Source organism: Pseudomonas sp. AF32, assembly GCF_022342325.2.
GTDB lineage: Bacteria > Pseudomonadota > Gammaproteobacteria > Pseudomonadales > Pseudomonadaceae > Aquipseudomonas > Aquipseudomonas uvaldensis.
Genome location: NZ_RQJK02000027.1, coordinates 46,516 through 71,144, shown reverse-complemented (window position 1 = coordinate 71,144; position 24,629 = coordinate 46,516). Strand labels below are relative to the sequence as shown.

The 24,629-nt window shown below is 61.5% G+C and carries 23 protein-coding genes and 1 pseudogene; 8 read left to right on the top strand and 16 right to left on the bottom strand.

Going from position 1 to position 24,629, the window contains the following annotated elements:
- Positions 1–141 precede the first annotated feature (141 nt).
- Positions 142–1,455 (bottom strand): ATP-binding protein, encoded by a 1,314-nt coding sequence (locus EGM97_RS22640; protein WP_238962842.1) that lies wholly within the window; start codon positions 1,453–1,455, stop codon positions 142–144.
- Positions 1,452–2,192, bottom strand: a complete 741-nt coding sequence (locus tag EGM97_RS22635; protein WP_238962841.1) for a response regulator — start codon at positions 2,190–2,192, stop codon at positions 1,452–1,454. The genes EGM97_RS22640 and EGM97_RS22635 overlap by 4 nt, the downstream gene beginning before the upstream one ends.
- A 240-nt stretch (positions 2,193–2,432) precedes the next feature.
- Between EGM97_RS22635 and EGM97_RS22630 the strand changes: the two genes are divergently transcribed.
- The gene (locus EGM97_RS22630; RefSeq protein WP_238962840.1) at positions 2,433–2,699 is read left to right on the top strand and encodes a DUF2790 domain-containing protein; all 267 of its coding nucleotides are present in this window, start codon (positions 2,433–2,435) and stop codon (positions 2,697–2,699) included.
- Positions 2,700–2,779: 80 nt separating this feature from the next.
- Here EGM97_RS22630 and EGM97_RS22625 read toward each other — a convergent pair whose 3' ends face one another.
- Positions 2,780–3,406, bottom strand: a complete 627-nt coding sequence (locus EGM97_RS22625; protein ID WP_238962839.1) for a hydrolase — start codon at positions 3,404–3,406, stop codon at positions 2,780–2,782.
- Between the two features lie 223 nt (positions 3,407–3,629).
- On the opposite strand from EGM97_RS22625, the gene EGM97_RS22620 reads away from it, so the two are divergent.
- Positions 3,630–4,526 carry a LysR family transcriptional regulator gene (locus EGM97_RS22620; protein WP_238962838.1) on the top strand — a complete coding sequence of 299 codons (897 nt, stop codon included), beginning with the start codon at positions 3,630–3,632 and terminating at the stop codon, positions 4,524–4,526.
- Positions 4,527–4,535: 9 nt separating this feature from the next.
- On the opposite strand, the gene EGM97_RS22615 is transcribed toward EGM97_RS22620, so the two are convergent.
- From EGM97_RS22615 to EGM97_RS22600, 4 genes and pseudogenes are all read right to left on the bottom strand, one after another.
- A complete protein-coding gene (locus EGM97_RS22615) occupies positions 4,536–6,437 on the bottom strand; it encodes a potassium transporter Kup (protein ID WP_238962837.1) in 1,902 nt (633 codons plus the stop codon).
- Positions 6,438–6,660: 223 nt separating this feature from the next.
- Positions 6,661–6,924: pseudogene (locus tag EGM97_RS22610) on the bottom strand (antibiotic biosynthesis monooxygenase family protein); the annotation flags it as partial.
- Positions 6,925–6,963: 39 nt separating this feature from the next.
- Complete coding sequence (locus EGM97_RS22605; RefSeq protein WP_238962836.1) at positions 6,964–7,965, bottom strand: NADP-dependent oxidoreductase; 1,002 nt, start codon at positions 7,963–7,965, stop codon at positions 6,964–6,966.
- On the bottom strand, positions 7,962–8,756 hold the full coding sequence (locus tag EGM97_RS22600) for an SDR family NAD(P)-dependent oxidoreductase (RefSeq protein WP_238962835.1): 795 nt from the start codon (positions 8,754–8,756) through the stop codon (positions 7,962–7,964). The genes EGM97_RS22605 and EGM97_RS22600 overlap by 4 nt, the downstream gene beginning before the upstream one ends.
- 167 nt (positions 8,757–8,923) lie before the next feature.
- Between EGM97_RS22600 and EGM97_RS22595 the strand changes: the two genes are divergently transcribed.
- Positions 8,924–9,520: a TetR family transcriptional regulator gene (locus EGM97_RS22595; RefSeq protein ID WP_238962834.1), complete on the top strand. Its 597-nt coding sequence runs from the start codon at positions 8,924–8,926 to the stop codon at positions 9,518–9,520.
- A gap of 35 nt (positions 9,521–9,555) precedes the next feature.
- On the opposite strand, the gene EGM97_RS22590 is transcribed toward EGM97_RS22595, so the two are convergent.
- The 5 genes from EGM97_RS22590 to def all read right to left on the bottom strand — a co-directional run bounded on the left by EGM97_RS22590 (position 9,556) and on the right by def (position 14,217).
- Positions 9,556–9,867: a tetratricopeptide repeat protein gene (locus EGM97_RS22590; RefSeq protein WP_238962833.1), complete on the bottom strand. Its 312-nt coding sequence runs from the start codon at positions 9,865–9,867 to the stop codon at positions 9,556–9,558.
- 107 nt (positions 9,868–9,974) lie between these two features.
- Positions 9,975–11,348 carry a Trk system potassium transporter TrkA gene (trkA, locus tag EGM97_RS22585; RefSeq protein WP_238962832.1) on the bottom strand — a complete coding sequence of 458 codons (1,374 nt, stop codon included), beginning with the start codon at positions 11,346–11,348 and terminating at the stop codon, positions 9,975–9,977.
- 24 nt (positions 11,349–11,372) lie between these two features.
- Positions 11,373–12,683 carry a 16S rRNA (cytosine(967)-C(5))-methyltransferase RsmB gene (gene rsmB / locus EGM97_RS22580; RefSeq protein ID WP_238962831.1) on the bottom strand — a complete coding sequence of 437 codons (1,311 nt, stop codon included), beginning with the start codon at positions 12,681–12,683 and terminating at the stop codon, positions 11,373–11,375.
- Positions 12,680–13,639, bottom strand: coding sequence for a methionyl-tRNA formyltransferase (gene fmt / locus EGM97_RS22575; RefSeq protein WP_238962830.1), 960 nt, complete (start codon positions 13,637–13,639; stop codon positions 12,680–12,682). Before fmt ends, rsmB begins: the two co-directional genes overlap by 4 nt.
- A gap of 71 nt (positions 13,640–13,710) precedes the next feature.
- Complete coding sequence (def, locus tag EGM97_RS22570; RefSeq protein WP_055128756.1) at positions 13,711–14,217, bottom strand: peptide deformylase; 507 nt, start codon at positions 14,215–14,217, stop codon at positions 13,711–13,713.
- Between the two features lie 155 nt (positions 14,218–14,372).
- Here def and EGM97_RS22565 point away from each other — a divergent pair, with 155 nt between their 5' ends.
- The 3 genes from EGM97_RS22565 (at position 14,373) to tsaC (ending at position 17,192) form a co-directional block, all read left to right on the top strand.
- A complete protein-coding gene (locus EGM97_RS22565) occupies positions 14,373–15,398 on the top strand; it encodes a LysM peptidoglycan-binding domain-containing protein (RefSeq protein ID WP_238962829.1) in 1,026 nt (341 codons plus the stop codon).
- An 80-nt stretch (positions 15,399–15,478) separates the two neighbouring features.
- On the top strand, positions 15,479–16,573 hold the full coding sequence (dprA, locus tag EGM97_RS22560) for a DNA-processing protein DprA (RefSeq protein ID WP_238962828.1): 1,095 nt from the start codon (positions 15,479–15,481) through the stop codon (positions 16,571–16,573).
- Positions 16,574–16,634: 61 nt separating this feature from the next.
- On the top strand, positions 16,635–17,192 hold the full coding sequence (gene tsaC / locus EGM97_RS22555) for an L-threonylcarbamoyladenylate synthase type 1 TsaC (RefSeq protein WP_134922222.1): 558 nt from the start codon (positions 16,635–16,637) through the stop codon (positions 17,190–17,192).
- Between the two features lie 131 nt (positions 17,193–17,323).
- On the opposite strand, the gene EGM97_RS22550 is transcribed toward tsaC, so the two are convergent.
- Positions 17,324–18,301: an NADPH:quinone reductase gene (locus EGM97_RS22550; protein WP_238962859.1), complete on the bottom strand. Its 978-nt coding sequence runs from the start codon at positions 18,299–18,301 to the stop codon at positions 17,324–17,326.
- Positions 18,302–18,463: 162 nt separating this feature from the next.
- On the opposite strand from EGM97_RS22550, the gene hemF reads away from it, so the two are divergent.
- Positions 18,464–19,378, top strand: a complete 915-nt coding sequence (gene hemF, locus EGM97_RS22545) for an oxygen-dependent coproporphyrinogen oxidase (protein WP_238962827.1) — start codon at positions 18,464–18,466, stop codon at positions 19,376–19,378.
- Positions 19,379–19,387: 9 nt separating this feature from the next.
- Positions 19,388–20,209: a shikimate dehydrogenase gene (gene aroE, locus EGM97_RS22540; protein ID WP_238962826.1), complete on the top strand. Its 822-nt coding sequence runs from the start codon at positions 19,388–19,390 to the stop codon at positions 20,207–20,209.
- Between the two features lie 68 nt (positions 20,210–20,277).
- On the opposite strand, the gene EGM97_RS22535 is transcribed toward aroE, so the two are convergent.
- The 3 genes from EGM97_RS22535 to betC all read right to left on the bottom strand — a co-directional run bounded on the left by EGM97_RS22535 (position 20,278) and on the right by betC (position 24,537).
- Positions 20,278–21,846: a SulP family inorganic anion transporter gene (locus EGM97_RS22535; RefSeq protein ID WP_238962825.1), complete on the bottom strand. Its 1,569-nt coding sequence runs from the start codon at positions 21,844–21,846 to the stop codon at positions 20,278–20,280.
- Between the two features lie 240 nt (positions 21,847–22,086).
- Positions 22,087–23,007, bottom strand: a complete 921-nt coding sequence (gene choX / locus EGM97_RS22530; protein WP_238962824.1) for a choline ABC transporter substrate-binding protein — start codon at positions 23,005–23,007, stop codon at positions 22,087–22,089.
- A gap of 15 nt (positions 23,008–23,022) precedes the next feature.
- A complete protein-coding gene (gene betC / locus EGM97_RS22525) occupies positions 23,023–24,537 on the bottom strand; it encodes a choline-sulfatase (RefSeq protein ID WP_238962823.1) in 1,515 nt (504 codons plus the stop codon).
- Positions 24,538–24,629: the final 92 nt, after the last annotated feature.

Here is a 24,629-nt window from a genome sequence, read left to right as displayed (position 1 = left end):
CAAGGGCATGTATACCGGCTATGTTCGACAACCGGCGGTTATACGTTCTTATGAGTATGCGAATGTGCTGGATACAGTGGCTTACAAATGGCCCCCGGATCTGACCGGTAGAGGCTGCACACAAGGTGCAGCCAGCACGGCCTACCGATTGGCGCTGAAGTCGAGGGTCACGCAAAGACCGCCGCCGTCGCGGTTGCGCAGGCTCAGCGACCCACCAATCGCAACAGCCAATTGCTGGGCGATGGCCAGGCCCAGGCCGGTGCCGCCGGTGCTGCGGTTGCGAGAGCTTTCCACCCGGTAGAACGGCTTGACCACCTCGGACAGGACCTCCTCGGGAATGCCCGGGCCTCGGTCGAGCACGCTGATCGAAACGCCCGTGCTCGCGTCACCGCCGATTTCCACCTCGGCGGTGCCGGCGTACTTCAGCGCGTTATCCACCAGATTCACCAGGATACGGCGCAGGGCATGGGGGCGGGTCTCGATGACCGCGCCGTTCGTGCCGCGCAGGCTGACCTCGCGACCGGTGTCCTGATAGTCGCAGACCAGGCTGTCGAGAAAAGAGTCCAGGCCAATGCGGCAACTGGCCTCGGTCGCCCCATGGACACTGCGAGCATAAGCAACGCCTTCGCGCACCAGGTGCTCGATTTCGTTCAGGTCGTTGCCCAATTTGTCCTTCTCTAGCGAGTCGTCCATGAATTCGGCGCGCAGCTTCATGCGCGTGATGGGCGTCTGCAAGTCATGGGAGATGGCCGCCAGCAGTTGCATGCGCTCTTTCAGGTAAGCGGCGATACGTGCCTGCATGCTGTTGAAGGCCCGGGCGGCGTAGGCCACTTCCCGAGGGCCGCTTTCATCCAACTGCACGGGGGGTGCGTTAGGGTCGAGGTTCTCGACCGCCTCGGCCAGGCGGCTGAGCGGGCGTATCGCGATCCGCACCGCCAGCCAGGTGCAGCCGATCAGCAACACCAGCTGACCGACCAGGACAAAGGGCAACCAGGGCGACAACGGCCTGACCGAGGGGCGCACGTCGATGGTGACCGGGCTGCCGTCAGCCAGTCGCACCTGGGCCTGGAAGTGCTGCTGCGGCCCGGGAATCTGGACGAAGGTCAGCTCATAGTTGCGGCCCAGCGCGACTTGAAGCGATTGCGCTGCCGTCGCCGCGAGATCGTTCGAGGCCAGTGCAATGCCCGGATCGTGTTCGCGCAGCAGGTAGTCATAGTTGCGCCGCTGCAGACGCTTGGTCCACGCCGGGCGCTCGTCGGCAGGCAGCCGATCGAGGATGGCGATGGAGGTCGCCGTGTCGTGCTCGAAGTTGCCCAACATGGCCGTCTTGGTGCTTTGGTAGCGTTCGTAGTACTGGGCTGCGAACGTCAGGGACTGGGCGAGTATCAGACCGACCAGGAACACCAGCCACAGCCGCGAGGCCAGCGTGCGGGGCCATTGCAACGCGAGTTTCATGCCTGCTCCTCAAGCATTTCGACCGCAAAGGTAAAGACGTAGCCTTCATTGCGCACGGTCTTCAAGTAGAGCGGTTCGCGGGCGTCATCCAGCAAGCGCTGCCGCACGCGGCTGACCAGCAGGTCAATGGAGCGGTCGAAGATGTCCGCATCACGGCCCTGGGTCAGGTTGAGCAACTGGTCGCGACTCAGCACCCGCTGAGGGTGATCGAGAAATACCCGCAGCAGCCTGTACTCGGCGCCACTCAGCGAGACGAGGGTGTCATCTTCATCGAGCAGATGGCGGGCGGTGGTGTCCAGGCGCCAGCGGCCGAACTTGAGCATGCGACCGCTTTCGCTGACGACGAAGTTGGGCGGCAGCATGCGGGTACGTCGCAGCACGGCATTGATACGCGCCAGCAACTCGCGGGCAGCGAAGGGTTTCGCCAGGTAGTCGTCGGCGCCCATCTCCAGGCCAATGATGCGGTCAGTCTCGTCGGTGCGAGCCGTCAGCATCAGCACCGGAGTCGCCTTGTGCTTGCCGGCGCGCAGTTCGCGGCACAGCAGCAGCCCGTCATCCCCCGGCATCATGATGTCGAGGACGATGAGGTCCACCTGGTTGGCTTCGAGAAACGCCCGCATTTGCCGACCATCCGCGACCACAGTGGTGCGCAGGCCATTCTTCTTCAGGTAGTTGCCGACCAGCTCCCTGATCTCGCGATCATCATCCACGATCAATACGTGATCGACATGTTCCATGCCCTGCTCTCCGAAATACGCGCAACCATTGCGCAATGTGGCGATGCCCCGTTGACCAGGACCCAGCCAAAACAGCGGCGATTGTATCGCCGTGTATCGCAACCCGCCTCGGATACGTAACGCATTCAACCGAGGTGTTTCTCGACACAGCCCAGACACTCCACGGGCCTTTAATGAGCGCCATCGAGACAACATGAATCGCCTCGATGAAACCATCGAATTCATTGAAGGAAAACGACCATGAACCTGAAAAATATCGCCACTGCGTGCCTGATTACAGCGCTGGGCGCCGGCGCATTACCTGCCATGGCCCAGAACACAGCAGCCAGCGAAACCTACGCCTACGGCACCCACCTGGACATCAAGCAAGTGGTCTCGCTGACCGAAGACAGCGGCCAGACCTGCGGGTTGGTGAATGCGCAGATGATCTACCTGGATTCAATGGGTGAGCAGCGAGCGCTGACGTACCTCAAGCACGCAGCCAACTGCAATAACGAAGGGAGCTGACCTTCAGGAAAAGCATGAAAAAGGCGAGACCTGTCTTTACAGGTCTCGCCCCTTCTCGCGTCATCGGTCAGAGATTTAGCCTACAGGGCCTTTTCAGCATTAAACCCATCAGCGTTTTCAAACACGCCCATAAAGCCCGCGACAGTCGCTTCCCGCGCCCAATCGCGCTGAAGCTCGCAATACATCTGCACGCGACTGATCAGTTTGGCCCCCGCTTGCTCGATGCGCCGTAACGCGGCCTCGTGCGCGGCAACGGAGGTGCCACCGACTGCGTCAACCGGCACGTAGACTTCATAACCCTCCTGTATCGCATCGAGTACTGGAAAGGTCAGGCATGCTTCAGTCCAGAGCGCGGTCATGATGAGTTTGCGGCGGCCAGTGGCTTTGACTGCCTGTTTGAATTCGACATCTTCCCAACTGTTGATCGAGGTCCGGTCGTAGGTGGGCAGTTGACCCAGGACGTTCTGCAGCTGCTCGATGGGCGGTTTATTGCGACCGGTAGCGACGTTGACCGTCGAATGAATGATCGGAAGGTTGTAGTTGATGGCCGCCTTGGCCACGCTCGTGATGTTGAACACCAGTTCGTCACGGGGCATCGAGCGGATCGAGGACACTTGGATGGGCTGGTAGTCGATGATGATCAGCGCCGAGTTTTCAGGCGACAAGAGGTGGTCGGTCAGGGGGTTACGGATTGTCTCGCTAGTCATGTGCTGCTCCTGCTTCTAGTTGTCGTTTGCGCATGAGACGGTTCGAGGGCTCGCTCGATGGAGAGCGGGCCTGCTGAAGTCGTCATTGCGTTGAGGGTGCTCACTATCCGAACGACGCGGCCTCTACGGCGACGTCGTCAGGAAGCAGGATTGTGCTGTTGCGCTACTCGACTCAGTAGTAGCATTCCGAGGGTTTCTGTGTTGCAGAATGGGGAACGCTGATTTGGATATCGAAGCGCTGCAAACCTTTGTAGAGGTCGCCGATGCCGGGGGTATTTCGCCAGCAGCGCTGCGGCTGGGCGTATCCAAATCGATCGTCAGCCGCAGGCTGGTGCGGCTGGAGGCGGAGCTGGGTATCCAGTTATTGGCGCGAACGACTCGCGGGGCCGCCCTCACCGAGGCTGGCACCGCTTTTCGCGAGCATGCGGCCAGGGTCTGCGCCGAGATCGACATGGCCAAGGAAACGCTGCTGCCCACAGGTCCTCTTCGCGGCCGGTTGCGCATTGCCGCCCCGCTTTCTTTTGGACCGACTCACTTTGCGCCGATGCTGGCGGAAATGGCCCGCCGCCATCCCTTGCTGCATATCCAGACCTGCTACAGCGATCGCTTCGTCGATCTGATCGCCGAAGGTTTTGATTGCGCGATACGTGTGGGCTATCTGCCGGATTCGAACCTGATTGCCAGGGGTATCGGCCCGATCTATACGAAGCTCGTCGCCAGCCCCGGTTATATAGCGGCCCATGGCGCACCTGAATCGCCCGAGGCATTGTCTGCACACGAGGCGCTCATGCAAGGCACCGAATCCTGGCAGTTCATGGACGGCGACAAAGTGGTGACGGTTCGTCCGCACGGACGCTTCAAGGCGGACAACGGCGTCGCGCTGGTTGCCGCCGCCATCGCCGGGTTGGGGGTTGCCTATCTGCCGGATTGCCTGACCTATGAAGGCCTGAGGTCAGGGGCACTGGTGCCCATCATGACCCGGTATCCGCCACCTCCGGCAGGGGCTTATGTCGTCCGTCCGCCAGGGCTGCATCCGGCTCGGAAGATACATGCACTCACAGAACTATTGATCGAGTCGTTCGGGCAGTCTCCGCACTTCGCAAAGCCGGTTTCTGTATGAACGGGCCGCTTACATCTCAACCTGTGTGCCCAATTCGATTACCCGATTCAACGGCAGCTTGAAGTACTTGAGGTTGCTGTTGGCGTTTTTCAGCAAAAAGGCGAACAGGCTTTCTCTCCAGCGGGCCATGCCCATGCGTTTGCTCGGGATGACGGTTTCCCGGCTCAGGAAATAGGTGGTACGCATCGGGCTGAAGTCCAGTTCAGCCAAGTGGCAGAGGCTCAACGCCAAGGGCACGTCGGGCTCTTCGATAAAGCCAAAGTGCAGGCTGACCCGGAAGAACCCTTCACCATAGGCGTGGACCTCGAACCGGCGTTCGGCGCTCACCCGTGGGCTGTCTTCAGACACCACGGTGAGCAACACCACTTGCTCATGCAGCACCTGGTTATGCAGCAGGTTGTGCAACAGTGCGTGGGGGACCGCATCGGTCCTGGCCGTGAGGAACACCGCCGTGCCCTGTACGCGATGGGGAGGTTGCGAACGGATGCTGCCGATGAACAGCGGCAGCGGCAGTGCCGTTTCATCCAGCCGTTCGACGACGATCTTGCGGCCGCGCTTCCAGGTGGTCATCAAAATGAACAGGCCGATGCCGGCAATGACCGGAAACGCACCGCCTTGGAAAATCTTCGGCGCATTGGCCGCGAAATACAGGGTGTCGACCAGGAGAAAACCGATCAGCATCGGAATGGCCAACCAACGCGGGGTTCTCCAGAGCAGCAGGACGACAGCCGAGGACAGCAGAGTGGTGATCAACATGGTGCCCGTCACCGCGACGCCATAAGCAGCCGCCAAGGCGCTGGACGATTCGAAACCGATCACCAGCAGCACCACGCCCACCATCAACGCCCAGTTAACGGTGCCAATGTAAATCTGCCCCTGCTCCTGGCTGGAGGTGTGCTGGATAAACATGCGCGGAACGTATCCCAACTGGATGGCTTGGCGAGTCAGGGAAAAGGCACCGGAAATCACGGCTTGGGAAGCGATGATCGTCGCCAGTGTGGAGAGCGCGACCATCGGCAGCAGGGCCCAGCCGGGCGCAAGCAGATAAAACGGATTGCGCACGGCCTCCGGGTTTTCCAGGATCAACGCCCCTTGGCCAAAGTAATTGAGTGCCAGCCCTGGCAGCACCAGCAGGAACCAGGCACGGGAAATGGGTTTGCGACCGAAGTGGCCCATGTCGGCATACAACGCTTCGGCACCGGTCAATGCCAGAACCACGGCCCCGAGGATGGCCACGCCGATTCCCGGGTGCGCGATAAAGAAATGCACGCCCCAATAAGGATTGAGCGCTTGCAGCACTTCCGGCCGTTGCAAGATGCCGTAGATTCCCAGTGCACCCAACACGACAAACCACAGCACCATCACCGGGCCGAACAGGATGCCGATGCGGGCCGTGCCGTGTTTCTGTATCAAGAACAGCGCCACCAGCACGATCACTGACAAGGGCACAACCCAGTGCTCAATTCCGTCAAACGCCAGCTGTAGCCCCTCGACCGCAGAGAGCACCGAGATAGCCGGGGTGATCATGCTGTCGCCGTAAAAAAGTGCGGCGCCGAAGAGGCCAAGCAGCACCAGCACCTTGCTCAGGTGCGGATAAGGCGCCGCCGCACGGCGGGCCAGCGCGGTCAGCGCCATGATGCCGCCTTCGCCCTGATTGCTGGCGCGCAGGATGAACAACACGTATTTGAGCGAGACGACCCAGATCAGCGACCAGAAGATCAACGACAGAATCCCCAGCACGCCCTCCTGATTGGCCTGGACTGCGAAGTGCCCGGAAAAAACTTCTTTCAACGTGTAGAGGGGGCTGGTGCCAATGTCCCCATAGACCACCCCGACCGCAGCGACGAGCAAGCCCAGTCCTGATGTTTTGGATGACGATTTTTCATGGGCAAGGGTCGCGGTTTCACTCAAGGTTCGCTTCTCTCAAACTGCGGGGAGGAAGTAGTACATGCACGAATCAGTAAAATCGCGGCCAGTATCTTTGAGGGCGGAAACAGCAGTCGTAAAGAAAGCGTAAAAATCTTCGGTTGATTGAAGCGCCAGCCGATGCCCCTGGGGTGACAGAACACAGAAAAAGGGGAGGATTTATTTGCAGAATAAATCCTCCCCTTTTTCTGTAATTGGATACCCCTAAAAACTGCCCCCCCTCAATGTGGTAGACCTTCGGTTCTTCCGAGAAATATGCCTCCAATCCCAGCATGAACAGCCGATGGTCCTCACTCGCTTCGAAGCCCGGCGTGTGGTCTTCCAATGATTGCCATCGCACGATCAGGTTGAATTGTTCGGGGCTTTCAATTCCTTGCGCAAGCAGGTGGCCGCCGTAGCCCTTTGCGCGGGTGAGCAACGGGGCGACTTCGGCAAATGCACTTCGGAATGTTTCGGTGCGTTCTTTGTGAACGCTCCCACACGATCGTCGGCTATTGGCTCATGGGTTTAATCACTTCATCCTGACAACCACCTTGCCCTTCGCACGCCCCTGGGCCAGGTAATCGAGCGCTTCCTTCGCTTGTTCGAAAGGAAAGACTCGGTCAATCACCGGCTTGATCCGTTCGTTGCTGATCAGGTTGCCTATCTCATTGAGCTGGGCGCCATCCGGATGAACGAAGAGGAACGAATAAGTCACGTCGTGCTTTTTCGCGAGGCTCCGGATCTTGCGACTCATCAGGCCGAATACGAAGGCAAGGAAGACGTTCAGCCGGCGGGTCTTGGCAAAGGCCTTGTCCAGCGGGCCGACGAGGGAAACGATCTTGCCGCCCGGATTGAGGATGCCCACGGACTTCTCAATCGCATCCCCTTTGGTGGTACCGAGTACCACGTCGTATCCGCTTAGCACCCGTTCGAATGCCTGTGTCTTGTAATCGACGATCTCATCCGCGCCCAGGCTGCGAACCAGCTCGATGTTGGCGGAGCTGGTGGTCGTGCCCACCTTGGCGCCCAAGTGTTTGGCCAGTTGGATCGCGAAGGTGCCAATGCCGCCTGAGCCCGCGGGGATGAAGACTTTCTGGCCGGGCATCAGGTTGGCCCGTTGTTTCAACGCTTGCCAGGAGGTCAGCCCGACCATGGGGATGGAGGCGGCTTGCACAAAGTCCAGGTTGGCCGGTTTCAGTGCGGTAACACGCTCGGGTACGACAGCGAACTCGGCGATTGAACCGGTGCCGAGATCGAAAATGCTGGCGAAAATCGCATCCCCTACTTTGAAGCGAGTCACCGCGCTGCCGATCTGCGTCACCACGCCAGCAAGGTCGCTGCCCATGACAGCCGGGAGCTGGAGCTTGATGACGGGCTTGAACAGGCCGGTCAGGATCATGTTGTCGATGGGGTTCACCCCGGCCGCGTGAACTTCGACCAGCAGCTCGTCTGGCTTGAGGGTCGGGCGCGGAACCTGCTCGAACCCGACCTCCGGCGACTTGCCATAGCGTTTGAATGTGAGCGCTTTCACTGCACGGATTCCGGTTGATAGCGCTCGGCGGCATGGGCCTGCCGAATGTCTGACATCAAGCCCTGACGAGCCTGGTCCAGGGTGCTCCAACGTTCCTCCACGTGCAGCGGTGGGATGGTCACCAGCTCCCGGCGGTCATAACCGATCAGGGCCGCATCGACGAGTTCTTCGACATCCATCACCTCGGGCAAGGCGTTGATATCGAACCCTGCGCGCTCCCAGATTTCGGTGCGGGTGGCCGCCGGCAATACTGCTTGGACGTAGACACCTTTGGCAGACAATTCCAGGTGCAGTCCCTGGGACAGGAACAGGACGAAAGCCTTCGTGGCGCCATACACCGACATGCCGAACTCAGGTGCAAAACCCACCACCGAACCGAGGTTGACGATGGCGCCCGTACCCGACTGGGCAAAGCGAGGAGCCACCGCTGCCGCCAGGCGCGTGACCGCCAGGACGTTCAGCGAAACAAGCCGGTCGATCGCATCAGCGCTCTGTTGAACGAACCCGCCGGCCTGCGCCAGCCCGGCGTTGTTGATCAGTACGCCAATGCGGAAATCTTCACGCAGGCGGGCTTCGACTGCGCTCAGATCGGTGGCCGAGGTCAAGTCAGCCTGGAGCACCTCGACAGCAATGCCGTTTTCTTCGCGAAGCTGCGCGGCCAGCGCCTCAAGGCGCTCTTTATCGCGTGCAACGAGGACCAAGTCGTGGCCGCGGCGGGCGAAACGCTTGGCATAGGTGGCGCCGATACCGCTGGAGGCGCCGGTGATGAGAACAGTCGCAAGTGTGGTCATGGTGAGGCTTCCTGATGGCTTCTGTGAGGTGCGTTTCAACCGACGTTTGTCGGTTTCCGGTATGGAATGACTTTATGATTACGATCAAACTCTAAAAAGTCAACGTTTTGATGTTAACCGACATCAATGTATGATGATGCCTGTGTGAACAACGTTTGGATGGGATGATGAAAGTCACGAAACAGCAGGCGCAGGCCAATCGCGCGCATATCGTGGAAACCGCCTCAGCGCTGTTCAGAGAGCGCGGCTACGACGGCGTTGGTATCGCGGATTTGATGGCGGCTGCCGGTTTTACCCAAGGCGGGTTCTACAAACACTTCAACTCCAAGGCCGATCTGATGGCGGAGTCGTCAGCGTGCGGCATCGAGCGCTCCGCAGTGCTGACAAGGGGCAACAGCGCCGAGGAGTACGTCAGGATGTACCTGACGCGCGAGCACCGCGATGACCGCGCCAGCGGGTGCACGCTGGCAGCCTTGTGCGGTGATGCGGCGCGCAAAGAGGAAGGGGTTCGAGCCACCTTTGCCGCGGGTATCGAGACTCAGCTGGCGGTGCTGCTCAAAGGCCGGACCGAAGGCGGCCAAGCAGACGCTGAGGCGGCCCGTGCGCAGTGTCTTTCCAACATGGCTCATGCGCTTGGCGCGCTTGTCATGTCGCGAGCCTGTCCGGACGATTCGCCGCTGGCCGATGAAATTCTGGCGGTGTGCCGTGATGCGATTCTGGAGACGATTGCGTCGAGGAAGGCGGCGGTTGAGCAGCCCGTTTAAGAACGGCTGACTTGGCTTGATCGCCGGTTTTTGTGTCAGGAATGGCGGTCCAGTTTTTTCAGGAACACGGTCATTTCTTTTTCAGCCTGTTTGTCGCCGTGGGCTTGGGCGGCTCGCAGACCTTGCTCCCAGGCTTGACGGGCGGCCGGGAGGTTGCCTTGGCCCTGGTGGGCTTTGCCCAGAAGCTTCCAGGCGGCGGAGTACTTGGGATCAAGTTCAATGCAGCGCTGGAAGTGTTCGGCGGCGCGAGGGTAGTCGCCCAGGTCGAGGTAACCTTTGCCCAGGCCGAAGCGCAGCAGAGGGTTGTCGATGCCCTTGGCTAGCATTTTTTCCAGGGATTCGAGCATGGGGGCGTGTCCTTTTTGGGTTGTTCCAGTAACCGATTTGTTGAATGTTAGATGGCTATCGCGAGCAGGCTCGCGATGAGGCCCTTGGCATCACTGCAAAACCCGGATCAGAAAAAGCTCAACCCCACATGAAACAGCTTCTCGACATCGCGAATATGCTTCTTGTCCACCAGGAACAGGATCACATGGTCGCCGGTCTGGATCACAGTGTCGTCGTGGGCGATCAAGACTTCTTCGTCGCGGATGATCGCGCCGATGGTGGTGCCGGGCGGCAGGCCGATGTCGCGGATGGCTTTGCCGATGACTTTGCTGGATTTGGCATCGCCGTGGGCAATCGCCTCGATGGCTTCGGCGGCGCCGCGACGCAGGGAATGGACGCTGACGATGTCGCCGCGGCGCACGTGGGCCAGCAAGGTGCCGATGGTTGCCAGTTGCGGGCTGATGGCGATGTCGATGTCGCCGCCCTGGATCAGGTCGACATAGGCCGGGTTGTTGATGATCGTCATCACCTTCCTCGCGCCCAGGCGCTTGGCCAGTAGCGAGGACATGATGTTGGCTTCGTCGTCGTTGGTCAGCGCCAGGAAGATGTCGGCGTCGGCGATGTTCTCTTCCAGCAGCAGGTCACGATCCGAAGCACTGCCTTGCAGCACCACGGTGCTGTCGAGGGTGTCGGAGAGGTAGCGGCAGCGCGCCGGGTTCATCTCGATGATTTTCACCTGATAGCGGCTTTCGATGGCTTCGGCCAGACGCTCGCCGATCTGCCCGCCGCCGGCGATGACGATGCGCTTGTAGTTCTCGTCGAGGCGGCGCATTTCGCTCATCACGGCGCGAATGTTCGCCTTGGCAGCGATGAAAAAGACCTCGTCGTCCGCTTCGATCACCGTATCGCCCTGGGGCAGGATCGGCCGGTCACGTCGGAAAATCGCCGCGACCCGTGTCTCCACGTTCGGCATGTGCTCGCGCAGCTGGCGCAGTTGCTGGCCTACGAGCGGCCCGCCGTAGTAGGCCCTGACCGCCACCAGTTGCGCCTTGCTCTCGGCAAAGTCGATCACCTGCAAGGCGCCGGGGTGCTCGATCAAGCGCTTGATGTAGTTGGTCACCACCTGCTCGGGGCTGATCAGCACGTCCACCGGGATCGCTTCGTTGTCAAACAGGTCGGCGCGGGTCAGGTAGGCCGCTTCACGTACACGGGCGATCTTGGTCGGGGTGTGGAACAAGGTGTGGGCCACTTGGCAGGCGACCATGTTGGTTTCGTCGCTGTTGGTGACGGCCACGAGCATGTCGGCATCGTCCGCGCCGGCCTGGCGCAGCACGGTCGGCAACGAACCGCGTCCTTGCACGGTACGAATGTCGAGGCGGTCGCCGAGGTCGCGCAGGCGTTCGCCGTTTGTATCGACCACGGTGATGTCGTTGGCCTCGCTGGCCAGATGTTCCGCCAGCGATCCGCCAACCTGCCCTGCGCCGAGGATGATGATTTTCATCCGCTCACTCCTTTCGAATCGGTCTTAACCGCGTGCGGCGGCGATCTTGATCAGCTTGGCGTAGTAGAAGCCGTCGTGGCCGCCTTCCTGGGCCAGCAACTGGCGGCCGTGGGGCTGCTTCAGGCCGGCCTGACTGGCAATGTCCAGCTCCCGCGCGCCCGGCGTGCGAGCCAGGAAAGCGTCGATCACTTCAGTGTTCTCGGTTGGCAAGGTCGAACAGGTGGCGTAAAGCAGGATGCCGCCCACTTCGAGGGTCTGCCACAGGGCATCGAGCAGTTCGCCCTGCAATACCGCCAATGCGGCGATATCGTCCGGTTGACGGGTGAGCTTGATGTCCGGGTGGCGCCGGATCACACCGGTGGCCGAACATGGCGCGTCCAGCAGGATTCGCTGGAACGGTTTGCCGTCCCACCAGCCCGCGGTGTCGCGACCGTCGGCGGCAATCAGCTCGGCGTCGAGGCCCAGGCGTTCAAGGTTTTCCTTGACCCGCACCAGACGCTTGGCTTCAAGGTCCACAGCCACCACGCCGGCCAGCTTCGGCTCGGCTTCGAGGATGTGACAGGTCTTGCCACCCGGCGCGCAGCAGGCGTCGAGCACCCGTTGGCCCGGCGCCAGTTCCAGCAGGTCGGCGGCCAGTTGCGCGGCTTCGTCCTGAACGCTGATCCAACCGTCGGCAAAGCCCGGCAGGGTGCGCACGTCACCAGGGGTTTCCAGGACGATACCATCGCGGCTGTACTGGCACGGGATCGCCGGGACGCCCGTCTCGCCCAGCAACGCCAGGTAGGCATCACGGCTGTGGTGGCGACGGTTAACCCGCAGGATCATCGGCGGGTGGGCGTTGTTGGCCGCGCAGATGGCTTCCCACTGCTCGGGCCAGAAGGCTTTCAGGGATTTCTGCAGCCAGCGCGGATGGGCAGTGCGCACCACCGGGTCGCGCTCCAGTTCGACCAGCAGGCTTTCGCTCTCCCGCTGGGCGCGACGCAACACGGCATTGAGCAGGGCCTTGGCCCAGGGCTTTTTCAATTTGTCGGCGCAACCCACGGTCTCGCCGATGGCGGCGTGGGCGGGGACGCGGGTGTAGAGCAGTTGATAAAGCCCCACCAGCAACAACGCTTCGACGTCGGCGTCCGCGGCTTTAAAAGGTTTTTGCAGCAACTTGGCCGCCAACGCCGACAAGCGTGGCTGCCAACGGGCGGTGCCGAACGCCAGGTCCTGAGTGAAACCGCGATCACGGTCTTCCACCTTGTCCAGCTGGGTCGGCAGAGAACTGTTGAGCGAGGCTTTGCCGCTGAGGACGGCGGCCAAGGCCTTGGCGGCGGCCAGACGCGGGTTCATGAGGCGTCCGCCGCTTGGCCGAGAACCGTGCCGAGGGCAAATTTCTCACGGCGGCTGTTGAACAAATCGCTGAAGTTCAGCGCCTTGCCGCCGGGCAATTGCAGACGCGTCAGACACAGCGCCTGCTCGCCACAGGCGACGACGAGGCCGTCCTTGCTGGCGCCGATGATGTGTCCCGGTGCGCCCTTCCCTTCGGCCAGACGGGCCGCCAGTACTTTCAGAGCTTCGCCGTTCAAGGTGCTGTGGCAGATCGGCCAGGGGTTGAAGGCCCGCACCAAGCGTTCCAGTTCGACGGCCGGGCGGCTCCAGTCGATGCGCGCCTCATCCTTGTTCAGCTTGTGAGCGTAAGTGGCGAGGCTGTCGTCCTGCACTTCGCCTTGCAGCGTACCGGCGGCCAGGCCAGCGATGGCCTGGACCACTGCTGGCGGGCCGATCAGCGCGAGGCGGTCGTGCAGGCTGCCGCCGGTGTCTTCGGCGGTGATGGGGGTGCTGACCTTGAGCAGCATCGGCCCGGTGTCCAGGCCAGCTTCCATGCGCATCACGGTCACGCCACTTTCGGCGTCGCCCGCTTCCACGGCGCGCTGGATCGGCGCCGCGCCGCGCCAGCGCGGCAACAGCGAGGCGTGGCTGTTGATGCAACCCAAGCGCGGGATGTCCAGCACCACCTGGGGCAGGATCAGGCCATAGGCGACCACCACCATCAAATCCGGCTTCAGCGCGGCCAGTTCAGCTTGTGCCTGCGCGTCTCGCAGGGTCGGCGGCTGCAACACCTGGATGCCATTTTCCACGGCCAACTGTTTGACCGGGCTGGGCATCAGCTTTTGTCCACGACCGGCCGGGCGGTCCGGCTGGGTGTAGACCGCGACGATCTCGTGGGGGCTGGCCAGCAGGGCCTTGAGGTGTTCGGCGGCAAATTCGGGAGTGCCGGCAAAGACGATGCGCAGTGGCTCAGTCATGGGAAGCTCTCAATTACAAGGCAGTCGCATAAAGAAAAAGGCTTGCCGCAGCAAGCCTTTGAAGAGGGGCATCAAGCATTCTGGCGGTGGATCTTTTCCAGTTTTTTCTTGATCCGGTCACGCTTGAGGGTCGACAGGTAATCCACGAACAACTTGCCGTTGAGGTGGTCACACTCGTGCTGGATGCACACCGCCAGCAGGCCCTCGGCGATCAGCTCGTAGGGTTGGCCGTCGCGGTCCAGGGCCTTGATCCTGACCTTCTGGGGGCGGTCGACGTTTTCGTAGAAGCCCGGTACCGAAAGGCAGCCTTCCTGATACTGCTCCATCTCGTCGGTGAGGGTTTCGAACTCGGGATTGATGAACACCCGCGGCTCGCTGCGGTCTTCGGAGAGGTCCATCACGACAATACGCTTGTGCACGTTGACCTGGGTCGCGGCAAGGCCGATGCCCGGCGCTTCATACATTGTTTCAAACATATCATCGACCAACTGGCGCACTTCGTCGTCCACTACGGCCACCGGTTTGGCGATAGTGCGCAGGCGCGGGTCCGGAAATTCGAGGATGTTCAAAATGGCCATAAGCTTGATCAATGCACGTGTGAGGTAAAGTCGGGTGGCTGGCCTGGCGTGTCTTGGGATGCAGGCTACCGTTGTAAAACGCTGCTTCTGAATCGGCGCGAGCCATGGGGGCTCTGGCGTTTTACGCGAACGCACATGATAAAGGGATTCACCGCATGAGGAAATCACTACTCGCCCTGCTGCTCCTGGCCTCGGCCGGCATCGCGCACGGGCAAGTGCAACTTCGGGAAGGTTTTCCGCAGCAATACACTGTGGTGTCGGGGGACACGCTGTGGGACATTTCCGGCAAATACCTGCGTGAACCCTGGAAATGGCCCGAACTCTGGCAGGCCAACCCGCAGATCGAAAACCCGAACCTGATCTATCCCGGCGACACCCTGACCCTGGTCTACATCAACGGCCAGCCACGGCTGACCCTCAATCGCGGCGCGTCGCGAGGCACCATCAAGCTATCGCCGCGCGTGCGCAGCTCGCCGGTGGCCGATGCGATCCCGAGCATTCCGCTGCAGGCCATCAACAGCTTCCTGCTGAGCAACCGCATCGTCGACACACCTGAAGATTTCGACAAAGCCCCCTATGTGGTCGCTGGCGATGCGGAACGGGTGCTCAGCGGCATGGGGGACCGGATCTTTGCCCGTGGCACGTTCGACTCGAACCAGACGGCGTATGGCATCTTCCGCCAGGGCAAGGTCTATACCGACCCCAAAACCAAGGAGTTTCTGGGGATAAACGCCGACGACATCGGGGGTGGCGAGGTCGTCGCCACCGAAGGCGATATCACCACCCTCGCGTTGCAACGCACCACCCAGGAAGTCCGTCTCGGCGATCGCCTGTTCAGCGGCGAGGAGCGCTCGATCAACTCGACCTTCATGCCCAGCGCACCCAAAACGGACATCGAAGGGCTGATCCTCGATGTGCCCCGTGGCGTGACCCAGATCGGCGCGCTGGACGTGGTGACCCTGAACAAGGGGCGGCGCGACGGGCTGGCCGAAGGCAACGTCCTGGCGGTGATGAAAACCGGCGAAACCGTGCGCGACCGCATTACCGGTCAACCGGTGAAGATTCCGGACGAACGGGCCGGCCTGCTGATGGTTTTCCGCACCTACGACAAGCTCAGCTATGGCTTGGTGCTGTACGCCTCGCGCTCTCTGGCGATCCTCGACAAGGTGCGCAATCCATAACGGGTTTCACAACTTACCAACAGAGTTATCCACAGCTTGTTCCCGCGTGAGCGGGGCCTATAACGATCAAGGACGATCGCATGTCATTACCTGAATCTGCTTCGGTTTCCCCAGCGGAACTGGAGGCTCGGCTACGGCTGCACCGCTTGCCGGAGCTGGGTCCCAAACGTTTCATGACTTTGATGGAGGCCTTTGGTTCGGCCTCGAAAGCCATCAGCGCGCCGGCCAGCGCATGGCGTGCGCTGGGGTTGCCGGCGACCTGTGCCGAGGCACGGCGCGATCCGGATGTGCGCGACGGCGCCGCCCAGGCATTGGCCTGGCTGGAGCGCGAGGGCCAGCATTTACTGATGTGGGACCAGCCTGAATACCCCGCGCTGCTGGCGCAGATCAGCGATGCGCCACCGCTGCTGTTCGTTGCAGGCGACCCGAGGATCCTGGAAAAACCTCAGTTGGCGATGGTCGGCAGTCGCCGCGCCTCGCGACCGGGCATGGACACGGCGGCGGCATTTTCCCGCAGCCTGGCCAGTGCCGGTTTTGTCATCACCAGTGGCTTGGCATTGGGCATCGATGCGGCGGCTCATCAAGCGGCGCTGGATGTCGGCGGACAGACTGTCGGGGTGTTGGGTACCGGTCTGCAAAATTTTTATCCACAGCGCAATCGTCGCTTGGCCAATACCATGATCGACCAAGGCAGCGCGGTGTTGTCGGAGTTTCCGTTGGATACGCCGCCCCACGCCAGCAACTTTCCGCGACGCAACCGAATCATCAGCGGTTTGTCCCTTGGCGTACTGGTGGTCGAGGCGAGTGTGGCCAGCGGCTCGCTGATCACCGCACGACTGGCGGCGGAACAGGGCCGCGAGGTGTATGCCATCCCAGGGTCGATCCATCACCCCGGCGCGAGGGGCTGCCACCAATTGATCCGCGACGGAGCGGCTTTGGTGGAAACCGTCGAGCATATCCTCGAAGCGTTGCGCGGTTGGCAGCGGATACCGGCTACCTCGGAACCCGCGCCGGTGACTCACCCACTGTTACGCCTGCTTCATGCCGCACCGCAGAGCAGCGAAGCATTGGCCGACGCCAGTGGCTGGGGCTTGCCCAAGGTCCTGGCGGCACTGACCGAACTGGAAATGGAGGGACGGGCCATCTGCGACAACGGACGTTGGTTTGCACGCTAGGTTTTATGGGGAAGATCGGTAAACTGCGCACAGCCTTATTGTGTGTTGCGGAGAAACTTTCATGGTCAACAGTTGGCGTGTGCAACAAGCCGCGCGAGAAATTCGCGCCGGGGCGGTGATTGCCTATCCAACCGAGGCGGTCTGGGGTCTGGGCTGCGATCCGTGGAACGAGGAAGCGGTCGAGCGCTTGCTGGCGATCAAGTCGCGGCTGCCTGACAAGGGGTTGATCCTGGTGGCCGATAACATCCACCAGTTCGATTTCCTGTTCGAAGATTTCCCCGAGGCCTGGATGGACCGCATGGCGAGCACCTGGCCGGGGCCCAATACCTGGCTGGTGCCGCATCAGAACCTGCTGCCGGAATGGATCACGGGCGTGCACGACACCGTGGCGCTACGGGTCAGCGACCACCCGACCGTGCGCGACCTGTGCTCGCTGGTCGGGCCGCTGGTCTCTACCTCGGCCAACCCCCAGGGCCGCCCGGCGGCGCGTACGCGGATTCGCGTCGAACAATACTTCCGTGGACAGATCGATCTGGTACTCGGCGGCAACCTGGGCGGGCGCAAGAACCCCAGCGTCATCCGCGACCTGGCGACCGGCAAGGTCGTCCGTCCGGACTGAGCCCCGTTACAACCTCTCACCTCCACAAAGGTCCTCCTGTGGGAGCGAGCCTGCTCGCGATTGCGTCGTGTCAGCCAGCGCTGATGTTAACTGACATACCGCCATCGCGAGCAGGCTCGCTCCCACAGTTTTTACGGCAGAAGAATGGTCGACCCCGTCGTCCGCCGCGCCGACAGTTCAGCCTGGGCCTTGGCCGCATCCGCCAGCGGATACCGCTGGTTGATATCCACCGTGAGTTTGCCGCTGCTGATCATTCCGAACAGTTCATCCGCCATGCGTTGCAGGTTTTCGGCGTTGTTGGCGTAGGTTGCCAGGGTCGGGCGGGTGACGTACAGCGAGCCTTTGGCCGAGAGAATGCCCAGGTTCACGCCTTCCACCGCGCCGGAGGCGTTGCCGAAGCTCACCAGCAGACCGCGGGGCGCGACGCAGTCCAGGGAGGTCAACCAGGTGTCCTTGCCAACCCCGTCGTACACCACCGGGACTTTCTTGCCGTCAGTCAACTCCAGCACACGCTGTGCGACGTTTTCCTTGCTGTAGTCGATGGTCTCCCAGGCGCCATGGGCCTTGGCAACGGCGGCTTTTTCCGGCGAACTGACGGTGCCGATCAGCTTCACGCCCAAGGCCTTGGCCCACTGGCAAGCCAGGGAACCCACACCACCGGCCGCGGCATGGAACAGGATGGTTTCGCCGCCCTTGAGTTCATAGGTCTGGCGCAGCAAGTACTGCACGGTCAGCCCTTTGAGCATCACCCCGGCGGCCTGTTCGAAACTGATGGAATCCGGCAGGTGCACCAGATTAGCCTCCGGCAGCACATGCACATCGCTGTAGGCCCCCAGCGGACCGCTGCCATACGCCACCCGGTCACCAACCTTGAAGCGCTTGACCTCGCTGCCGACCGCCTCGACCACGCCCGCCCCTTCGGCGCCCAATCCCGACGGCAAGGCCGGTGGCGGATAGAGACCGCTGCGGTAGTAGGTGTCGATGAAGTTCAGGCCGATCGCCCGGTTGCTCACGCGCACTTGCTGCGGGCCCGGCTCGGCGGGCTGGTAATCCACGTACTCGAGCACCTCGGGACCGCCGTGGGAACTGAACTGGATGCGTTTGGCCATCATCACTTTCTCCATGTCTGAGGACTTTTACCAAGCCTGCTATCGGACTCCTATGCTTGACCGTCGTCAACTGTGGCGTGGCCAGCGGCGGTGTTATCCTGTGCGCCCATTTGCCACCGGCTCGTTATACGCCGCGTAGCTCAGACCTGATAAGGGGATGTCATGACCACTCGCACCGAGGCCGTGAAAGCCTATCTGCTCGACCTGCAAGACCGCATCTGCGCTGCCCTGGAGGCCGAGGACGGAGGCACACGTTTCGTCGAAGACGCCTGGACCCGGTCTGCCGGAGGTGGCGGTCGCACTCGGGTGATCGCAAACGGTACGGTTATTGAAAAGGGCGGGGTCAACTTTTCCCACGTCTTCGGCAGTGGTCTCCCACCGTCGGCCAGCGCTCATCGTCCGGAACTGGCCGGACGTGGTTTTGAAGCCCTCGGTGTGTCGCTGGTCATCCACCCGCATAACCCCCACGTGCCGACCTCCCATGCCAACGTGCGCTTTTTCATTGCCGAGAAGGAAGGCGAAGAACCGGTCTGGTGGTTCGGCGGCGGCTTCGATCTGACGCCGTATTACGGCGTGGAGGAAGACTGCGTGCACTGGCACCGCGTGGCCGAGCGGGCCTGCGCCCCCTTCGGCCCCGAGGTGTACCCACGCTACAAGGCCTGGTGCGACAGCTATTTCCATCTCAAGCATCGCAACGAACCCCGGGGCATCGGCGGCCTGTTTTTCGATGACCTGAACGAGTGGGATTTCGACACGTGCTTCGCGTTCATCCGTGCCATCGGCGACGCCTACATCGATGCTTACCTGCCCATCGTGCGCCGGCGCAAACATGACCCGTTCACGGCCAAGCAACGGGAATTCCAGGAGTTCCGCCGTGGGCGCTACGTGGAATTCAACCTGGTCTACGACCGCGGCACCCTGTTCGGGCTGCAATCGGGCGGACGGACCGAGTCGATCCTGATGTCCCTGCCGCCGCAGGTGCGTTGGGGTTACGACTGGAAAGCCGAACCCGGCAGCGAAGAAGCGCGGCTGACCGAGTATTTCCTGCAGGATCGTGATTGGCTGGCGACGGCCTGAGGGATGTCCATGGATCGTTATGTTGTCATGGGTAACCCGATCGGCCACAGCAAGTCGCCGCTGATCCACCGCCTCTTCGCTGAACAGACCGGGCAGGTGCTGGACTACAGTACGCTGCTGGCACCCCTGGAGGATTTTGCCGGGTGCGCTCAGGCATTTTTCCGCGAAGGTCGTGGGGCGAATGTCACCGTGCCGTTCAAGGAAGACGCCTTCCGGCTGGCCGACAGCCTGACCGAACGGGCGCAGCGAGCCGGCGCGGTCAACACCTTGAGCAAGCTCGACGACGGACGCTTGTTGGGCGATAACACGGACGGCGCCGGGCTGGTAAGGGACCTGACGGTCAATGCCGGTTTCAGCCTCAAGGGCAAGCGCATCCTGGTGCTGGGGGCCGGTGGCGCGGTGCGCGGCGCCCTGGAACCCCTGTTGGCCGAAGCACCGGCCTCGGTGATCATCGCCAACCGCACGGTGGAAAAAGCCGAATTGCTGGCGCAGCTGTTCGCCGACCTGGGTCCCGTCTCGGCCAGCGGTTTCGACTGGCTGCAGGAGCCAGTGGACCTGATCATCAACGCGACGTCCGCGAGCCTGTCGGGCGACGTGCCGCCGATTGCCCCTAGCCTGATCGAGCCCGGCAAGACCTTCTGCTACGACATGATGTATGGCAAGGAACCTACGTCGTTCTGCCGTTGGGCCAGCGAACACGGCGCCGCGGTGGCGATGGATGGCCTGGGCATGCTGGCGGAACAGGCGGGCGAAGCGTTTTACCTGTGGCGCGGCGTTCGCCCGGATACCACGCCGGTGCTGGCCGAGCTGCGTCGCCAGCTCGCTCTCTGACCCAGTTCGAACCGACTGTTGTGCGAGGGGATTTATCTCCTCGTCACAGATGGACTTGGTCTTGTTCGTCAATCTTCGAAGTGAATCGGGCAGTTCTGAGCCCCTTCGAGCTTCTTCAACTCCTCTACCACCTGCGGCCGCGCCCTGCGCAGGGTCAGGCTGCGGCCCTGACTGCGCAGGCGCCGGGCTTCCTGATGGAGCATTTCCACCCCGGAATAGTCGATAAAGTTGATCTGCGGGGCATCGATCACCACCCGTTGCGCTTGCAGCCGTTGCAGCCGCACTTGCAAATAATGGCTGGCACCGAAAAAGATCGAACCTCCGACCCGTAGGATGTCGGCGTCTGCTTCGTGGGAATGTTGCACCCGTGGCTGTGAGGTGCGCTTGAGGTAGAAAAACAGCGACGCCAGTACGCCCGCGTAAATGGCGGTTTGCAGTTCCAGCAGTAATGTCGCCAGACACGTCAGGCTCATCACCATGAATTCGGACCGGCTCACGCGATACAGCGCCCGGATGCCGCGATGGTCCACCAGGCCCCAGGCAATCAGCAGGATACTGCCGGCCATGGCCGGGATCGGGATATGCGCGATCAGCCTCGCGCCGGCGACCGCGAACAAGGCTACCCACAACGCCGAGAATACTCCCGCCAAGGGTGAACAGGCGCCGGCTTCATAACTGAGGCCGGAACGGGTGAAGGAACCGGCTGACAAGGAGCCGGAGAAAAAACCGCCAACGATGTTGGAGAGCCCTTGCGCCCGAACCTCTTGGTTCGCATCGAGCAACTGCCCGGAACGCACCGACAGCGAACGGGCGATGGACAAACTGGTCACCAGCCCGAGCATGCCCACCGCAACGGCACCAGGCAACAGACGCAGAATCAATTCCAGATCCAGCGGCAACGCCGTGAAGGGCGGCAAACGCCCGACAAAAGCGCTGACCAGCGTCACATGCCCGAACATCGCCGGCCACAGCCAGGCCACCAGACTGCTGATGACCAATGTGATCAACAGGCTCGGCCAGCGCGGCAACAGCCGCTTGAGCACTACCCCCAGCCCCAGCGTCCCCAGCCCCAACAACAAGGAAGGTTTATCCACAGCCCCAATGTGACTGAGCAGCGCCACCAGGCTCTTCAATGCCGTGGCTTCGTTGGGCAGGTCGAGGCCCATCAGATTCGGCAACTGTCCCAACGCGATAACCACCGCCGCGCCCAGGGTGAAACCCAGCACCACCGAATGGGAGACGAAATTCACCAACGCGCCGAAACGCAACAGCCCCAGCAACCACTGAAAAATACCTGCCAGCACCGTCAACAGCAGGATCAAGGTGATGTAGTCCTGAGTCGCGGGCACGGCCAGGGGACTGACGGTGGCGTATAAGACAATGGAGATGGCCGCTGTAGGACCGCAGATCAGGTGCCAGGACGAACCCCACAAGCAGGCGATCAACACCGGCACGATGGCTGCGTACAAACCGTACTCCGGTGGCAGGCCAGCGATCAGGGCATAGGCGATGGATTGCGGCAAGGCCAGGATCGCACCGCTCAGGCCGACGATCAGGTCGCGACCGACACTGGCACGGGTCTGCCGGGGCAGCCAGCTCAGGAAAGGAAAGAGTGAGTGGCGGGACGGGGTTGCCATGGGGCCTCAGGGATGGGGTTTGGTGAAAGAGTAACAGGACAACGCGCCGCTCTCTCTGTGGCGAGGGGTCATATCTGTGGCGAGGGGATTCATCCCCGCTGTTGCGAAGCGACCCCCAAAGAGCCCCCCAATCGGTTGGGCGCGATTTTCCTGACAAACCGGGGGGCGCTTCAGGGCTGCTCCGCAGCCCAGCGGGGATAAATCCCCTCGCCACATGAATCCCCTCGCCACAAGCCGGTCTTACAGCTTGGCCTTCACCGCCGCCAACGCATCCTGGCCATCGACGGTCTTCACGCCATCCAGCCACTTATCCAGCACCGCCGGGTTGGCCTTGATCCAGGCCTTGGCCGCATCAGCGTTGCTGACTTTCTTGTTCACCACTTCGGCCATGATGCTGTTTTCCATCTCCTGGGTGAAACTCAGATTGGTCAGCAGCTTGCCAACGTTCGGACAGGCCTGTGCATAACCTTTTCGCGTCAGCGTATAGACGCTGCCGGTTTCACCAAAATATTTCTCGCCGCCCTTGAGGTAGTGCATTTTCAGTTGCACGTTCATCGGATGCGGTGTCCAGCCGAGGAAGGTCACGAACTTCTGTTTCTTCACGGCCCGAGACACTTCCGCCAGCATCGCCTGCTCACTGGACTCGACCAGCTTCCACTCGCCCATGCCGAAGTCATTGGTCTTGATGATGTCCTTCAAGGACTGGTTGGCTGGCGCACCTGAGCCGATGCCGTAGATCTTCTTCTCGAACTTGTCGGCAAATTTGTTCAGGTCGGCGAAGTTATGCACACCTGCTTCCCAGACGTAATCCGGGACCGCCAGGGTGAACTCGGTGCCGTCCAGGTTCTTGGCCAGTTGCGTGACATCGCCATTGGCCACGAACTTGTCGTAGAAGCCCTGCTGCGCCGGCATCCAGTTACCCAGGAACACGTCGACCTGACCGTCCTTGAGGCCGCCAAAGGTAATCGGCACCGCGAGGGTATCTACCCTGGGCTTGTAACCCATGCCTTCCAACAGGAAACCGGTGATGGCATTGGTCGCCGCGATATCGCTCCAGCCCGGATCGGCCATTTTCACGGTCTCGCAGCTCTGCTCGGCCCACGCCGAAGCACTGCTCAATGCCAACAGCCCAGCGGCCAGTACTGTGGATAACTTTTGCATGTGCTTCCCCTTACGTTATTGGTTTTGGCAGGGTTGTGGATAACGTGCCTTGCGCTCCAGATCGTCCAGGTCGATGTGATTGCGCATGTATTGCTGGCTGGCGTCCACCAGCGGCTGGTGATCCCAGCTCTTGAGTTTGCCCAGGGTCAACGCCTGGGCCACGAAACGACGGCGTCGCTGGCTGGCGAGCACCTGCTTGTGAATGGTCGGGATATCCCACCTGGCCCGCGCCTCGGCGAGAAAATCGGCAAACAGCTGCTGATGTTCGGGCGATTGGCTCAGGTTCTCCTGCTCCTTGGGATCGTTGCGCACGTCGAACAACAGGCATGGGTCGTCTTCGCTGTAGATGAATTTCCATGGCCCGCGGCGGATCATCATCAATGGGCTGATGGTGCCTTCGGCCATGTATTCGCCAAAGACCTCGTCGTGCCCGCCCTGCCCTTGCAGATGCGGCACCAGCGAACGGCCATCCAGCGGCAACCCCGGCTCCAGCGTGCCCCCGGCCAGTTCCACCAGGGTTGGCAGCAGATCGGCGGTGGACACCGAGGCGCTGACCCGCCCACTGGCAAACTGGCCCGGTGCGCTGATCAACAGCGGAACCCGAGCAGCCATTTCGAACCAGTGCATTTTGTACCAGAGCCCCTTTTCGCCGAGCATGTCTCCGTGATCACCGGAGAACACGATGATGGTGTCGTCCATCAACCCCGTGTCCTCAAGCGTCTGCAGCAGCTTGCCAACGTTGCTGTCGATGTAGCTGCACGCACCGAAGTAAGCCCGACGGGCATCGCGAATCTTATCCACAGGCAGCGGCTTGCCCCATAGATCGTAGACTTTCAACAGGCGCTGAGAATGGGGGTCGAGTTCGGTTTGCGCCGGGGTGTGCGGCAACGGAATGTCGTTGTCGTCGTACAGGTCCCAGAATGCCTTGGGAATCGTGTAGGGGTCGTGCGGATGGGTCATCGACACGGTCAGGCAGAACGGCTGGTCGCCGTCCTCGCGAATGTGGTCGAACAGGTATTGCTGAGCCTTGAACACCACCTCTTCATCGAAATCCAGTTGGTTGGTGCGCACGCAGGGCCCGGCCTGAAGCACCGAGGACATGTTGTGATACCAGCTCGGCCGCACGTCCGGCTCGTCCCAGTTCACGGCCCAACCGTAATCGGCGGGGTAGATATCACTGGTCAGGCGTTCTTCGTAGCCGTGTAACTGATCGGGTCCGCAAAAGTGCATCTTGCCGGACAGCGCCGTGCGGTAGCCAAGACGACGCAGGTAGTGGGCATAGGTCGGAACGTCGGCGGGGAAATCCGCCGCGTTGTCATAGGCGCCGATCTTGCTGGGCAACTGGCCGCTCACCAGGGTAAAGCGCGACGGTGCGCACAACGGGCTGTTGCAATATGCGGCATCGAACACCACGCCCTGGTCGGCCAGGCGCGACAGATTGGGCAGTTTGATGGGCGACGGGCCATAGATCGGCAACATTGGCGCGGCCATTTGATCGGCCATGATGAAAAGAATGTTCTTGCGCTTCATGTGATCGCGGCATTCCATAGTGAGCAGTTATGCGAAAGTGCTGCAATCGAGGATGTTCCCCGAGTCTGTTGCGGTAAAGCCCATACAGGATA